The organism is Bradyrhizobium sp. U531 (assembly GCF_051710265.1).
In the GTDB taxonomy this organism is placed as follows: domain Bacteria; phylum Pseudomonadota; class Alphaproteobacteria; order Rhizobiales; family Xanthobacteraceae; genus Bradyrhizobium.
The window spans coordinates 89,559-104,379 of sequence record NZ_JASVEN010000014.1; the positions used below are offsets into that span (position 1 = coordinate 89,559).

The 14,821-nt window shown below is 65.2% G+C and carries 14 protein-coding genes; 4 read left to right on the plus strand and 10 right to left on the minus strand.

Translation table 11 applies throughout. The features are described from left to right. Positions 1–111: 111 nt before the first annotated feature. Positions 112–1,563 carry a glutamate synthase subunit beta gene (locus QRQ56_RS36915; RefSeq protein WP_438746613.1) on the plus strand — a complete coding sequence of 484 codons (1,452 nt, stop codon included), beginning with the start codon at positions 112–114 and terminating at the stop codon, positions 1,561–1,563. A gap of 175 nt (positions 1,564–1,738) precedes the next feature. Here the strand turns inward: QRQ56_RS36915 and QRQ56_RS36920 are convergent, their stop codons facing one another. Beyond that, entirely contained in the window at positions 1,739–3,496 is a 1,758-nt protein-coding gene (locus QRQ56_RS36920) for an outer membrane beta-barrel protein (protein ID WP_438746615.1), read from the minus strand. 193 nt (positions 3,497–3,689) lie between these two features. Between QRQ56_RS36920 and QRQ56_RS36925 the strand changes: the two genes are divergently transcribed. After that, complete coding sequence (locus QRQ56_RS36925; protein ID WP_438746616.1) at positions 3,690–4,703, plus strand: KpsF/GutQ family sugar-phosphate isomerase; 1,014 nt, start codon at positions 3,690–3,692, stop codon at positions 4,701–4,703. Between the two features lie 274 nt (positions 4,704–4,977). On the opposite strand, the gene QRQ56_RS36930 is transcribed toward QRQ56_RS36925, so the two are convergent. Next, on the minus strand, positions 4,978–5,547 hold the full coding sequence (locus QRQ56_RS36930; RefSeq protein WP_438746619.1) for a carboxymuconolactone decarboxylase family protein: 570 nt from the start codon (positions 5,545–5,547) through the stop codon (positions 4,978–4,980). 72 nt (positions 5,548–5,619) lie between these two features. Here QRQ56_RS36930 and QRQ56_RS36935 point away from each other — a divergent pair, with 72 nt between their 5' ends. Continuing rightward, positions 5,620–5,958, plus strand: a complete 339-nt coding sequence (locus QRQ56_RS36935; protein ID WP_438746620.1) for a winged helix-turn-helix transcriptional regulator — start codon at positions 5,620–5,622, stop codon at positions 5,956–5,958. A 120-nt stretch (positions 5,959–6,078) separates the two neighbouring features. On the opposite strand, the gene QRQ56_RS36940 is transcribed toward QRQ56_RS36935, so the two are convergent. From QRQ56_RS36940 to hemH, 4 genes are all read right to left on the minus strand, one after another. Next, positions 6,079–6,522 (minus strand): NfeD family protein, encoded by a 444-nt coding sequence (locus tag QRQ56_RS36940; protein ID WP_438746621.1) that lies wholly within the window; start codon positions 6,520–6,522, stop codon positions 6,079–6,081. A gap of 54 nt (positions 6,523–6,576) precedes the next feature. Then, positions 6,577–7,581 carry an SPFH domain-containing protein gene (locus tag QRQ56_RS36945; protein WP_438746622.1) on the minus strand — a complete coding sequence of 335 codons (1,005 nt, stop codon included), beginning with the start codon at positions 7,579–7,581 and terminating at the stop codon, positions 6,577–6,579. Between the two features lie 222 nt (positions 7,582–7,803). Continuing rightward, positions 7,804–8,430, minus strand: a complete 627-nt coding sequence (locus tag QRQ56_RS36950) for a 2-hydroxychromene-2-carboxylate isomerase (protein ID WP_438746623.1) — start codon at positions 8,428–8,430, stop codon at positions 7,804–7,806. Between the two features lie 147 nt (positions 8,431–8,577). Next, positions 8,578–9,615 (minus strand): ferrochelatase, encoded by a 1,038-nt coding sequence (gene hemH / locus QRQ56_RS36955; RefSeq protein WP_438746625.1) that lies wholly within the window; start codon positions 9,613–9,615, stop codon positions 8,578–8,580. A gap of 81 nt (positions 9,616–9,696) precedes the next feature. On the opposite strand from hemH, the gene QRQ56_RS36960 reads away from it, so the two are divergent. Next, a complete protein-coding gene (locus QRQ56_RS36960; RefSeq protein WP_438746627.1) occupies positions 9,697–10,095 on the plus strand; it encodes an MAPEG family protein in 399 nt (132 codons plus the stop codon). A gap of 179 nt (positions 10,096–10,274) precedes the next feature. On the opposite strand, the gene QRQ56_RS36965 is transcribed toward QRQ56_RS36960, so the two are convergent. Genes QRQ56_RS36965 through QRQ56_RS36980 form a run of 4 tightly spaced genes read right to left on the minus strand, consistent with a single transcriptional unit; the run spans position 10,275 to position 14,792 of the window. After that, complete coding sequence (locus QRQ56_RS36965) at positions 10,275–11,399, minus strand: nickel/cobalt transporter (protein WP_438746628.1); 1,125 nt, start codon at positions 11,397–11,399, stop codon at positions 10,275–10,277. After that, positions 11,396–12,028, minus strand: coding sequence for a DUF1007 family protein (locus tag QRQ56_RS36970; RefSeq protein WP_438746629.1), 633 nt, complete (start codon positions 12,026–12,028; stop codon positions 11,396–11,398). The genes QRQ56_RS36965 and QRQ56_RS36970 overlap by 4 nt, the downstream gene beginning before the upstream one ends. Before the next feature lie 23 nt (positions 12,029–12,051). Next, on the minus strand, positions 12,052–12,714 hold the full coding sequence (locus QRQ56_RS36975; RefSeq protein WP_438746712.1) for a DUF1007 family protein: 663 nt from the start codon (positions 12,712–12,714) through the stop codon (positions 12,052–12,054). Then, entirely contained in the window at positions 12,714–14,792 is a 2,079-nt protein-coding gene (locus QRQ56_RS36980; protein WP_438746631.1) for a M3 family metallopeptidase, read from the minus strand. The genes QRQ56_RS36975 and QRQ56_RS36980 overlap by 1 nt, the downstream gene beginning before the upstream one ends. Positions 14,793–14,821: the final 29 nt, after the last annotated feature.

Below are 14,821 nucleotides of genomic sequence, written 5' to 3' on the forward strand. Positions count from 1 at the left end.
GAGACCACCATCCGGGCCTTCATCCTTCGAGACGCGGCGCGAAGAGCGCGCCGCTCCTCAGGATGAGGAGTGAGAGAGCAAAACGACTAAGCGGCAGGGACTTCGGGTTTAATGGGCAAGATCACGGGTTTTCTCGAAATCGAACGGCATGACCGCAAGTACACCCCGGTCGCCGAGCGCGTGAAGCATTACAACGAGTTCGTCGTCCCCCTCTCCGAGAAAGAGGTACGCGACCAGGCCGCGCGCTGCATGAATTGCGGCATTCCCTATTGCCACGGCACCGGCTCGGTCGCGCCGGGTACGCCCGGCTGCCCGGTCAACAACCAGATCCCCGACTGGAACGACCTCGTCTACCAGGGCAATTGGGAAGAAGCCTCGCGCAATTTGCACTCGACCAACAATTTCCCGGAGTTCACCGGCCGCATCTGCCCGGCGCCGTGCGAAGCGTCCTGCACGCTGAACATCGACGACAACCCGGTCACCATCAAGACCATCGAATGCGCCATCGTCGACCGCGCCTGGGACAATGGCTGGCTGAAGCCTGAGGTCGCCGCGGTGAAGACCGGCAAGAAGGTCGCCGTGGTCGGCTCGGGTCCGGCCGGCATGGCCTGCGCCCAGCAGCTCGCGCGCGCCGGTCACGACGTGCATCTGTTCGAGAAGTACGCCAAGGCCGGCGGCCTGCTGCGCTACGGCATCCCTGATTTCAAGATGGAGAAGGGCGTCATCGACCGCCGCGTCACGCAGATGGAAGGCGAAGGCGTCACCTTCCACTACAACAGCCATGTCGGCGCTGACGGCAATGTCGATCCGCGCGAGATGCTGAACGAATACGACGCCGTGGCATTGACCGGCGGCGCGGAAGCCCCGCGCGACCTGCCGATCCCCGGCCGCGAGCTCCAGGGCATCCACTACGCCATGGACTTCCTGCCGCAGCAGAACCGCCGCGTCTCGAGCGAGCCGATGGGCGGCGTCCAGGAGATTTTGGCCAGCGGCAAGCACGTCGTCGTCATCGGCGGCGGCGACACCGGCTCGGACTGCATCGGCACCTCGCTGCGCCAGGGCGCGCTCTCGGTGACCCAGCTCGAGATCATGCCCGCTCCCCCCGAGCGCGAGAACAAGGGCCTTACCTGGCCGAACTGGCCGCTGAAGATGCGGACGTCCTCGAGCCAGGCCGAAGGCGCAGTGCGCGAATTCGCGGTGCTAACCCAGAAGTTCACCGGCGAGAACGGCAAGGTCAAGAAGCTGCACTGCGTGCACGTCGACGACAAGTTCAAGCCGATCGCCGGCACCGAGTTCGAACTGGATGCCGAACTGGTGTTGCTGGCGATGGGCTTCGTCCATCCCGTGCACGAGGGCCTCTTGAAGCTGCTTTCGGTCGAGCTCGACCCGCGCGGCAACGTCAAGGCCAACACGCTGGACTACCAGACCTCGCGCCCGAACGTGTTCACCGCCGGCGACATGCGGCGTGGGCAATCGCTGGTGGTCTGGGCCATCCGCGAGGGCCGGCTGTGCGCAAGGTCGATTGACACGTTCCTGATGGGGAAGACGGACCTGCCGCGCTGAGTTGCGGGGCCGTCATTCCGGGGCGCGCCAATTGGCGCGAGCCCGGAATCCATTGAGCCGCAACACCCGTTGATGAATGGATTCCGGGCTCGCGCTTCGCGCGCCCCGGAATGACGAGCGGAGAGAGCCGCGCACCCCTGCGATGCACCTCACCCAGGTGCGCCAACAGGCGCCCTCAATTCTGCAGCCTGACCCCCAGCATCACCACCGTCCCCTGCGAGCTCGATCCCGCGATACTCGAGTCCAGGATGTCGTGACGCAGCGTGCCCTTCACCCAGATATTGCGGTTGAGCTTGTAGATCAGGTTGCCTTCGAGCGAGTAGGTCTTGTCGTTGCGGTTCTGGCCCTGGTAGTCGAGCGTGCCGTAGGTGAACTTGCCGACCGCGGTGAGCCAGCGGCGGAAGTCGTGGTCGACTTCTGCGGAATAGGTGCGCACCAGCACGCCGGAGGAGCCGGGGACTGTGGTCTCGGCGATCTGCGTGTCGGTGAAGAATTTCACCGTGGTGAGGCCGCTCGCATTCCAGATCAGCGAGCCCGAGGTCAGGAAGCCCGAAAGCTGGCTGAGGCGCGGATCGGTGTAGTTGCGCGCGGAATAGCCGACAGAGATCTCGCCGGTGAGGATGCGCGAGAACTCGAAGGACGAGCCGACCTTGGCGTAGCCGCCGTTTGAATCGCGGAAGTAGCCGTTGCGATCGGCGGCCTGGTCATGCACGCGGGTGTCGCCCTGGACCTCGACGAACGGCTTGAGGCCCGGCTTGAGGTCATAGGAGAAGCGCCCCACGCCGCCATACTGGTTGAAGTCGCGGTCGTTATTGCTGAAGGTCGAGCCGTCGGTGAGCTTGGAGTCCGTGTAGGCGGTGCGATCCACGGTGGCGCCGGCGGCGACCTGGAAGCGATTGAAGGTCTGGTCGAAGCCGACCGTGGTGCCGTAGGAGGCGTAGACCGGATATTTCTGCAGGCCGGCCTGCACGTTCGGGCTGCCGGGATTATCGGTGGCGAGCCGCAGGCGCAGTTGCGAGGTCAGCTTGAGATCGCGGTCGACGTCGAGGCGGCCGTCGACATGGCCGGTGAAATCAGGACGATTGATCTCGACCGGCGAAGGCGAGGCAAACCCGTCGATCGTCGCCGGCATGTTGTTGGTGTAGCCCGAGAACGAGCCGCGGAGGTCAGCGACCAGCGCGTGACGCTCCCAGTCGGACTGAACAAGCAGATCGGGCGCGACGACATAGACCGGCGAGCCGACCGGCTTGTTGAGGCGCGCCGGATTGGTGTCGTAGCCGGTGGAGAGCTCGAGCCCGCCCTTGATCAGGAAGCTGCCCGCATAGTCGCCGACGGCGCCGAACGGATCGTCGTCCGCCTTGAGGCGGCGGCGCAACGGCTGTCCGGGCACGGTGCCTGCCATCGCCGCCGGCACCGGCGCCTTATTGGCGGACGCGGATGGTGGCGGCGCGATCCTGGGCAGGCCGAGCGTGGATGGCGGCGGCGCTGTCGTCGGCGCCGGTGAGCCGGGACCGGCCGCGCGTTTCGGCTTCGGCTGGCCCGGATAGAGCTTGGGTTGCTGTCGCTTGCGGTTGAGCGAGTCGTATCCGGAGGCGCTCGCGCCGGTGGCGGCGGACAGCCCGTAGGTCGGGACCTGACCGACGCGCGAGGTCGCCGGTGTCTGCGTCCGCTTGCGCGGATCCGCGCTGGGGTCGGGCAGCGCCGGCAGCGCATCCGAGGGCGCCTGCGGCACGCCCGCCGTGCGGCGCGTCGGCAGCGTCTCGGGCGAGGCAAAGCCGCCGCGGTTGGGATTGAACAGGTCGGGCGTCAGGCTCTGGGCGGCCGCGGGAGCGCTTGTGAGAGCCGTCAGCGCAACGCAGGGGACAAGACACGGCAAAGCCGCGCGCAGAACCTGCGCGCGTTTGCTCCGGCCGGTGCCTGGAGGCGACCCCACGATGGAATAACTCCAACGAAATCAAACACTTTCACGATCGTCCCCACCGCTACGCGGGAACCACCGTTAATGGAGTTAAAACAATTATGGTTAATGACCCGTTGAGGGCTTTGGCGCGCGCGTCGCCTCCACGGCCCGGGCGTGCTAAGGAGGCGCCAGCTGGGCGAACGCCCCCTCCTCCCTGGATCACATTATGCCGAGTTCGAAACCGCTGATGACCGCATCATCCGGCCCCATCCCTGACAGCGTCGAATCCGCCCTCCGCACCCTGGAGACGGAGAGCGGCGGCATCAACGCACTCATAGCGGCCCTGCGCGGCCCGCTCGGTGAGACGTTTGCCAAGGCCGTCGACCTGATCCGCAATGCCAAGGGCCGCGTCATCGTCACCGGGCTCGGCAAATCGGGCCATATGGGGCGCAAGATCGCGGCGACGCTGGCCTCGACCGGCACCCCCTCCTTCTTCGTGCATGCCGCCGAGGCCGGCCATGGCGATCTCGGCATGATCACCACCGACGACGTCATCATGGCGCTGTCCTGGTCCGGCGAGCAGCCGGAGATGAAGAACGTCGTGAACTATTCGGCGCGCTTCGCCATCCCCATGATCGCCGTGACGTCGAATGCGGCCTCCTCGCTGGGACAGGCCGCCGACATCGTGATCGAGCTGCCGAAGGCGCGCGAGGCCTGCCCGCACAATCTGGCGCCGACAACTTCGACGATGATGCAGGTCGCGGTCGGTGACGCCATCGCGATCGCGCTGCTCGAAGGCCGCGGCTTCACCGCGCTGGAGTTCGCGCATTTCCATCCCGGCGGCAAGCTGGGCGCGATGCTGAAATTCGTGCGCGACTACATGCGCACGGGCGCCGAGATCCCGGTCAAGCCGCTCGGCACCAAGATGTCGGACGCGGTGATCGAGATGTCGGCCAAGGGCCTCGGCTGCGTCTGCATCGTCGACGAGGTCGGCGGCATCGCGGGCATCATCACCGACGGCGATCTGCGCCGGCACATCAACATGCGGCCCGATCTGCTGACGGTGGCCGTCGACGACATCATGACCAGGCAGCCGAAGACCGTGCCGCCCTCGATGCTGGCAACCGAGATGATCGAGGTGCTCAACACCCGCAAGATCACGACGCTGGTCGTGACCGAGGCGGGCAAGGTGGTGGGCATCGTGCACCTGCACGACCTGCTGCGGGCGGGCGTGGCGTAAGGCGCACGGCCTTTCCTCCGCGCCGTCATTCCGGGGCGCGCCACTTGGCGCGAGCCCGGAATCCATTTAACGCCGAGGTCGCTGCCCCATGGATTCCGGGCTCGCGCTTCGCGCGCCCCGGAATGACGAGAGTGTGTGGCGTACTCTCTCCTCCGTCATTGCGAGCGCAGCGAAGCAATCCAGACTGCCTCCCCGGAGACTTACTGGATTGCTTCGTCGCATCAACGCAAAATTGCTACGCAAATTTGTCGTGAGCTCCTCGCAATGACGGTGGTTAGAGCGCAGCAGGAAACCGCGCCGCCTTCTCCTCCAGCGGCAGCCGCAGCCCGTTCGCCAGATACGACACCGTGCGGTAGAAGCCGCACAACAGCATGATCTCCAGGATCTGCGCTTCGTCGTAATGCGCCGACAGCGCGGCAAATTCGGCATCGTCAAGCGTCGCGCGGTGATGCAGCGCATCGACCGCCGCAATCAGCGCCTGCTCGCCGGGCGACCAGCACGAGGACGCCGCATCGCCCTGCACCGTGGCGCGCACCTCGTCCTCGGTGAGCTTTGCCGGCCCGGCAAAGATCGCGACATGCACGCCCCATTCGTACTCGCATTGGTTCAGCGCGCAGGTGCGGTCGATGACGATCTCGCGCTGGCGCAGCGAAAGCGGCCCGAGATCGAGAAGTCCGCCGGCGCGAAATTTGTCCCAGGCGCGGCCGTGGCCCGCCATCACCCGGAACAGCATCAGCGGCGGCGCGCCGCGCATGATCCGGTCGAACTGCGCCTGGATATCCGGGGGATAAGGCGAGGTGAGCGGCGCGACACGCGGTGACGTACCAGACACGGCAGAAGACATGGGCCGTCTCCGTTGCTACAATTAACGTAGCAGAACGCTACACTATCTGTAGCAAGACGCAAGGGACCGTCGATGACGAAACAGGCCGGATCGAAGACACGCAGCGTTCGCGGCTCCCGCACGGGCCGGCCGATCATGGTACTGCTCGACCTGCTCGGCCGGCGCTGGAGCTTACGGCTTCTCTGGGAGCTGCGGGACGCGCCCCTCACCTCGCGCGCGCTGCGCACCGCCTGCGACGAAGCCTCGCCGACGGTGCTGCAAACGCGGCTGACGGAGCTGCGCGAAGCGGGGTTCGTCGCGCTTGGCGAGGGCGGAGGTTACGGGCTGACGCCGCTCGGGCGGGATCTGTGCGAGATGGTCATGCCGCTGCACCGGTTTGCGGAGAGGTGGAGCAACAAGCGGGGTATCTGAGTTCCGCGACGCAGCCTCAACAATCTCGTCATTGCGAGCGCAGCGAAGCAATCCAGAATCTCTCCGCAGAGGGACTCTGGATTGCTTGGTCGCAAGGGCTCCTCGCAATGACGGCGGTGGCTACGCCGCCGCCACCGTCAGGTTGGCGCCATCGACCTGCACCACCTTCACCCGCGTTCCCGCTGGCGTATCAGGACCGGCCACGCGCCACACCGTGTCGCCGATGCGCACGGTGCCGTTGCCGTCGATGATCGGCTTTTCCAGGGTGAACTCGCGGCCGAGCAGCGCCTCGGTCCGCTTGTTGAGGAACGGACTTGCGCTGGCATCGAGCTTCGGCCGGGCGAGGCGGCGCCACACCGGCACGGCGGCGGCGGCGAACAGCGCGAACATCACGAGCTGGATCTGCCAAGATAGGACCATCGCAAACGAGATCAGGCCCACCAGCAGCGCAGCGAGCCCGAGCCAGAACATGAAGACACCCGGCGCCAGCACCTCCAGCGCCATCAGGATGAAGCCGAAGATCAGCCAGTTCCAGGTGCCGAGCGATATGAACATGTCGGTCATGATACGACCTTCTATCATGTGCATGCCCCTGCCTGAAGGGACATGCGCCGGTGACTATCCCTGCCGCGGCGGCACCGCCGGCGGCGTGTTGCCGGTCGGCGGCACCGAGCCCGGGCGCCGCGCGGCGGCGGCCGCGGAGGCCGCGCTTTCGCCGAACGTCGCCTTGGCGATCTCGCCGATGCCGGCGAGCGAGCCGAGTAGGCTCGTCGCTTCGATCGGCAGCATGATGATCTTCTGGTTCGGCGCGTCGGCGAACTGCCCGAACGCCTTGATGTATTTGTCTGCGATAAAGTAGTTCAAGGCGGCGACGTCGCCTTTGGCAATGGCTTCGCTCACCACCTGCGTGGCCTTTGCTTCCGCCTCCGCCGAACGCTCGCGCGCCTCGGCGTCGCGGAACGCGGCCTCCTTGCGGCCTTCGGCCTGCAGGATCTGGCCCTGCTTGGCGCCCTCGGCGCGCAGGATCTCGGACTGGCGCTGGCCTTCGGCGGCCAGAATGTCGGCGCGCTTGACGCGCTCGGCCTTCATCTGCCGGCCCATGGCTTCGACGAGGTCGGCGGGCGGCACGATGTCCTTGATCTCGATGCGGTTGACTTTCAGGCCCCAGGGCGACACGGCGGCATCCACGACGCGGAGCAGGCGCTCGTTGATCTCGTCGCGATGCGACAGCACCTGATCGAGATCCATCGAGCCCATTACGGAACGGATGTTGGTCATGGTCAGGACGGTGACGGCCTGAGTCAGGTTGGAAACCTCGTAGCTCGCCTTGGCGGCGTCGAACACCTGGTAGAAGGCGACGCCGTCCACCGTCACGGTGGCGTTGTCCTTGGTGATGACCTCCTGCTCGGGAATGTCGATCACCTGCTCCATCATGTTGATCTTGCGCCCGACGCGATCGAAATAGGGCACGATCAAGTTAAGGCCGGGGCTCAGCGTCTGCGTGTATTTGCCGAACCGCTCGATGGTCCAGTCATAGCCCTGCGGCACCGTCTTCACGCCGGCGACCAGCGTGACGATGACGAGCAACACCAGAACAATCGCGAAAATGTCGAAACCGCTCATATTTCCTCCAAGGCAGGAAAAAGCCCTTTCCCGCGCTGTCATTGGTCGGGAGCGCAACCCTACCGGTTCAGCGGTCGCAATTCACGTCGGTATCGACGCAATTCTGCACAAGATACGGAGCCGAAGAAACGGTCAGGATATGTATTTGCGACACCCTCTTGAAAGCGCACGGATGCGGACCTAGCAGGGAACGCCGGGGATTCGCGCCCACCTTTTCCGATGCTACCGCTCGGCGGCCTCGCGGTTCACCTTCCAGGCCAGGACGTCGAGTCGATCGGCGCCAAAGAAGATCTCCCTGTTCCAGACGAACGTGGGTGTCCCGAACACTCCACTTGCATACGCGTCCACCGTCCGCTGCGTCAGGGCATCGCGCACACCGGGATCGCCAGCCTGCTGCACGATCTCCGGATCGCCGCCGGCGCGGGCGACGGCCTCTCTCAAAACCATGGGGTCGGAGATGTCGCGCTGCTCGTGCCACAGCCCATCGAAAACGGCGCTTCGGAAGGCCTGCTCAACGGCGCCTGACAGCAGGGACGCAACGCACAAGGCTGGAATCTGGTTGGGCCGGTTGGGCCACTTCCACGATGGCTTCAAGGGCGCCCCATAAAACCTCGCCATGCGGCGGATGTCGGCCATCAGGTAGGCGCGCTTGGGCGGGATGAGGGTGTCGACATAAGGCGCCCATGGCTCGCGGCCGGACTGGAGATTGAGGATGACGTCGATGAAGATCGGTCGCCCGACCCACTCGACCCCGGCCGGAAAGCCGAGGCCGGCCTTGCGGATCCTGAAATCGGCGAAATAAGCGTAGGGCGATCTGAAGTCGTAATAGGTTTCGATTTGGACGGTCATGGCTGACGATTTCCAGGATCGGACACGGCGACAGTCCACATCGAAAGCCCGCATCATTCAAGATGTCGGTCCCACCGCCCGTTCTATTCGATGACATCGTCCGCAATTGCGAGCAAGGCCGCCAGGAGCTCGCGGCGGTTCACAGAGCTATATCCAGCCCTGGAGCTCGCGCAGCACCAGGGTGCGGATCACGTCCATGCCGGGCTCGCTGTCGTTGAGGCAGGGGATCGCCGAAAACGCTTCGCCGCCATTGTGCTTGAAGATCTCGGCGTTCTCCTGCGCGATCTCCTCCAGCGTCTCGAGGCAGTCGGCCGAGAAGCCCGGCGTCACCACCGCGATACGGCGCACGCCTTCCTTGGCAAGCCGCTCCATGGTCTTGTCGGTATAGGGCTGCAGCCACTCCTCATTGCCGAAGCGCGACTGGAAGGTCAGCAGCAGCTTCGTCTCGTCCATGCCGAGCCGGCGGCGCAGCGCCTGCGTGGTGGCGATGCAGTGCTGCTGATAGGGATCGCCCTTGTCGACATAGGATTTCGGCATGCCGTGGAAGGACGCGACGATCAGCTCCGGCTTGAAGGACAGCGTCGCCAGATGCGTCTCGATCGAGGTCGCCAGCGCCTCGATATAGGCGGCGTCCTCGTAATAAGGAGGCGTCACCCGCAGCGTCGGCTGGTTGCGCAGAAGGGCGAGCACGCGAAACACCTCGTCGCAGACGGTTGCCGAGGTCGAGGCGGAATATTGCGGATAGAGCGGGACCGCCAGGATGCGCTCGCAGCCTTTCGCGATCAGCGCATCGATGCCCGATTTGATCGAGGGATTGCCGTAGCGCATCGCCCAGTCCACCACGACGTGGGCGTGGTCCGGCAGCAAAACGGCGAGCTTGTCGGCTTGCGACCGCGTGATGGTCTTCAGCGGCGACTCGTTCTTCTCGGTGTTCCAAATCTTCTGGTAGTCGAGCGCCTTGGCGCGGGGCCGCCTGCGCAGGATGATGCCGTTCAACACGGCTTTCCAGATCAGTCCCTGGTCCTCGATGACGCGAGCGTCGCTCAGGAACTCCTTCAGATAGACCCGCACGCCCGGCGCGTCGGCGGTGTCGGGCGTTCCGAGATTGATCAGGAGCACGCCAACACGCGGCAGGGCGGACTGGGCGGCCGGTCTTCCGGTCTCGATGGGGACGACACTGGTCATGGCTCTGTGGGTCGCGCGTTGGTCCGAACTTGTCAAGATGAGGCCGCTTTCGCTAGGGTCGCACCAGGCTGGGGAAAGACGATGACACTCGCGGAATGGTGCGTCTTCGGAGTGTTGCTGCTCTATCTGTCTACGATCGCCGCGATCAAATGGATCAGGTTTCGCGGCTTCGATAATTCCCGGCCGCGCGACCCCGCCTTCTACGAGGACGCGCTCTCGCAGCGCGCGCTCGGCGCGCACCAGAACGGCATCGAGACCTTCCCGTTCTTCGCCTTCGCCGTGCTGCTTGCCGAATACCGGGATTCGCCGCAGCGGCTGATCGACGAGCTCGCCGCGCTGTTCCTGATCGTGCGGATCGCCTATGTGCTGACCTATCTCGGCAACCGCCCGACGCTGCGCTCGATCCTCTGGAGCGCCGGGTTTGCGATCAATCTCGGGATCTTCTTCATGCCCGCGTTGAAGCGGTTTCTGCCGGTGTGAGGCTGTGACTGCCGTGTCCCGGACGCGGTGCAGCGCGCTTGCGCTGCTCCGCAGAGCCGGGACCCAGAGGGCCACACGTACCCATGGCGAGATGGGCCCCGGCTCTGCAGCGCACCGTACCGGACGATGCTTCGCATCGCCGGGGACGCTGCGCAGCGTCCGGGGCACGAGAGTTCGGCCTAGAAGCACGTCGTCCGTTCGGCCGCGATATAGCCCAGCAACAGGCCGGCGCCGAACAGCAGCACGACCCCTGCAGCCGCGAACTCGATGCCGCGCATGAAGAGCGCACCGCCGCCGTCGCGCCCGGCGCTGAGGCGGGCTGCGATGCCCTTGGCGGAGACGGCGATGACCGCAATCGCCGCGACCGTGATCGCGGTGCCGAGCCCCATCAGGAAGGTCGCGGCGATCCCGGCCCAGAACAGGCCCTGCGCCAGCGCGAACACCAGCACCAGGATGGCACCCGAGCACGGCCGGATGCCGACGGTGAGGATCGCGGCAAAACCGCGCCGCCAGCCGCCGGGGCCGGCAAGCTCGCTCGGCGTGGGGCCATGGGAATGGCCGCAATGCTCGTCGTGAACGTGGTCATGGTCGTGGGAATGATGGGCGTGCGCGTGGCCGTGATCGTGGTGATCGTGACCATCGTGATCATGTCCATGGTGATCGTGGGCATCATGGTGATGGTGATGATCGTGATGGTGCGGCACGCCGGCCATCGCCGGCACCGGCTGGACCGCCTGCAGCGCCTGGATGAAAGTGCGTCCCTTGACCCAGACGAGGCGCAGGCCGAACAGCGCGATCAAGGCGTAGCTGGCGATCTCGATCACCCCTTCAGCCCTGCACATGGTCTTGGCGGTCGCATTCAGCACCCAGGCCGAAATGCCGACGATCAGGATCGCCACCAGCGACTGCATCAGCGCCGAGGCAAACGACAGCGCGATGCCGCGCCGGGCGGTCTCGCGGTTGGCGACGAGATAGGAGGCGATCACCGCCTTGCCGTGGCCGGGGCCGGCGGCATGGAAGATGCCGTAGGCGAACGAGATGAAGAGCAGCGTCCACACCGCCGAGCCGTCGGACTTCGCGGCGCGGATGGTCGACGACATCTGGCGATAGAATTCAGACTGCTTTGCCAGGATCCAGCCGACGAGGCCGCTGGCCTCGGGTTCGGCCGCCGGCGCGGGCTTCGGCGCGCCGAACGGATTTTGCGCGAGGACATAGTGAAGCGCGGCATCGGCCACGCCGACGACGAGGAGAACGGCGGCGAAGGCGAGAAGCCCGCGCGCGATGGGGGAGAGCTTTGGCTTCACGGGCAATCCACCGTGATCTTGTTGGCGAACATCATGCCGAAATTCGAATTCTCGCCGTTCAGGAAGGTCTGCTCGTTGAGCTTCTGCGCGCTCGCCGAGCCGTCGCTCGGCCGATCCAGCTTCATCTGGCAGCCCGCGGGCGCGCCGACCAGCTTGACCGGGCTCTCCTTGGCCATCTGGAAGTCGATGAAGAAGGAGCGGTCGAATACTTCGAGCACCAGCTGCCTGGGCTTGACCGGGTTCTTCAGCGGCAGCGTGAAGTGCAGGGTCAGCACCGTATCCTTGTAGTCGAGGAAGTAGTCGACCGGCTCCTGGAAACGCTCCTTCTTGCCGTCGGCCTTCGCGAAGGTGAAATAAGCATATTCCTTCAGCGACTCGACATTGGTCTGCGCCAGCGCCCCCAGCTCCTCGCGGGTATAGGCGCCCTTGGTCTTGCTCTCGAGCCCCTGCACCGCATAGGCCGAGAACATGTCGTCGAAGGTCCAGGCGTGGCGGACGCCGGTGATGGTGCCGTCGGCGGCGTAGAGCAACTCGCTGGTCGCGGTGATCCAGACATGCGGGTGCGCGCTCGCGAGGCTTGGCGCGAACATCATGGCGGCGACGATAAGCCATTCGAACAGGCGGCGCATCGGAGGTATCCAAACCGGCAGGATCATAGGCACTCCACCAAGATCGGAACGAGGAATAACAGGCCGACAGCGGCGTTCGCACCGCCCTCCTTGAAGGTATCCTCGCTCGCTTCCTGCACCAGCTCGCGATCCCCGTCGTTCCCAATTGACCGCGCCTGCCATGAATGCCCCAGCCATATCTCACAACCAGCAGGCGCACCAACGAGTTTGAGCGGATGCTCCTTTGCCAATCGAAAATCTATGAAGAAGGAACGATCATAGATAGCCAAACGAACCTGCTTCGCCTTCACAGAGGCTTTCAGCGGCAGCGTGAAATGCAGAGTCAGGCGATTATCTGCGTATTCGAAGAGGCAATCGATCGGCTCTGCAAACGGTTGCTTGACGTTGGCACTGACGGTGGTGAAGTAGGTCTGTTCTTTGAATGACTCGACCTGGGCCTGCGCCAACGAGGCCAACGCCTCGCGAGAGTAGGTGCCATCAGTCTTCCGCTGCAGTCCCTGCAAGGCACTGGCCGAGAACGCTTCGTCGAACGTCCAGGCGTGGCGCACACCTGCAACGCTGCCGTCTGCGCCATAAAGGAACTCGCTCGTCACATCCACCCGGACATGCGGATGGGCGCTCGCCGCGCCTGATGCGAGCATCATCGCGGCGGCAAGCAGCAGACCGAGCAGGGCGCGCATCCCGATCAGGCCGCCTTGTCGTCGAGCAGGCCGCGGCGGCGGAGCAGAGCGTCGGGCTCCGGGGGGCGGCCGCGGAAGGCCTCATAGGCGGCCTCCGGATCCACCGATCCGCCGCTCGAATAGATGTCGTCGTGCAGGCGCTTGGCGACGGCGGGATCGAAGATGTTCCCGGCCTCCTCGAATGCGCCGAAGGCGTCGGCGTCCATCACCTCCGACCACATGTAGCTGTAATAGCCGGCCGCATAGTGATCGCCGGTGAAGATGTGACCGAACTGCGTGGGCCGGTGACGCAGCGCGATCTCCTCGGGCATGCCGATCTTTTCCAGCTCCTTCTTCTCGAAGGCGCGGACATCCTGCGCGGCCGCGGCCGGCTGGGTGTGGAATTCGAGATCGACCAGCGCCGAGGAGACGAATTCGACCGTGGCGAAGCCCTGGTTGAATTTTCGCGCGGCGAGGAAGCGCTGGAGCAGGTCGTCCGGCAGCGGCTCGCCGGTCTGGTAGTGACGGGCGAACTTCTGCAGCACCTCGGGGCGTTCCTGCCAGTGCTCGTAGAGCTGGGACGGCAGCTCGACGAAGTCGGTGAACACGGACGTGCCCGACAGCGACGGGTAGGTCACGTTGGAGAGCATGCCGTGCAGGCCGTGGCCAAACTCGTGGAACAGGGTGCGGGCATCGTCGGGCGACAGCAGCGAGGGCTCGCCGTCGGCGCCCTTGGCGAAATTGCAGATGTTGAGAACGAGCGGCGCGACGTCGCCGTCGAGCTTCTGCTGGTCGCGCAGCGAGGTCATCCAGGCGCCGGAGCGCTTCGACGGGCGGGCGAAGTAGTCGCCATAGAACAGCGCCTTGTGCTGGCCGTCCGGCCCCTTCATCTCCCAGACCCGCACGTCGGGATGCCAGACCGGAACGTCCTTGCGCTCCTCGAAGGTGACGCCGAACAGGCGCGTGGCGCAATCGAAGGCGGCTTCGATCATGTGGTCGAGCGCGAGATACGGCTTGATCGCGGAATCGTCGAAATTGGCGCGCTGAAGCCGCAGCTTCTCGGCGTAGAAACGCCAGTCCCAGGGTGCGAGCTTGAAATTGCCGCCCTCCGCCGTGATCAGCGCCTGCATCTCGTCGCGATCGGCGAGCGCCCGGGCGCGAGCCGGCTTCCAGACCCGTTCCAGCAGGCCCCGCACTGCGTCCGGCGTCTTGGCCATGGAATCCTCGAGACGGTAGGCGGCATAGGTCGGATAGCCCAGCAGGTTCGCGCTCTCCTCGCGCAGCTTCAGGATCTCGACGATGGTTCCGTTGTTGTCGTTGGCATTGCCATTGTCGCCGCGCGCGGTGAAGGCCTTGTAGGCCTTCTCGCGCAGGTCACGCCGCGCCGAGCTCTTCAGGAACTGTTCGACCGAGGAGCGCGACAGCGTGACGATGGCCTTGCCTTCCATGCCGCGCTCTTCTGCCGCAGCCTTGGCGCTGGCGACGAAGCTTTCCGGCAGGCCCTGGCGATCGGCCGCGCCGAGCTCCATGAACCACTCCTGCTCGTCGCCGAGCAGATGGTGACTGAAGCCGGTGCCGAGCTGGGCCAGCCTCTCGTTGATTTCGGCCATCCGCGTCTTTGCCTCTTCGGCGAGGCCGGCGCCGGCGCGGTGGAAACGGGTGTAGGTGCGCTCCAGCAGGCGAAGTTGCTCGGGCGTGAGACCAAGATCGGCGCGGTTCTCGTGCAGCTGGGCGATGCGGCCAAACAGCACGGCGTTCATGGTGATCGGATTCCAGTGCCGCGCCATCCGCAAGGAGACCTCCTTGTCGATCTCCAGGATGGCGGGGTTGGAGTGTGCCGAGACGAGGTCGTAGAACACCGAGGCGACCTTGCTCAGCAGCTTGCCGGAGCGCTCCAGCGCCGTAACGGTGTTGGCGAAGTCGGGCGCGGCGGGATCGTTGGTGATCGCCGCGATCTCCGCCGAATGGTCGGCGAAGGCCTGCTCGAAGGCCGGCAGGAAGTGCTCCGGCTGGATCTCATCGAAGGGCGGGGTCGCAAACGGCGTCACCCAGGCCTTCAGCAGCGGATTGGTCTCGGAGTCCGTAGTTTGGCGGGGTTCTGACATCGCAAGTCCCGGTTTTCATGGGTCGATTG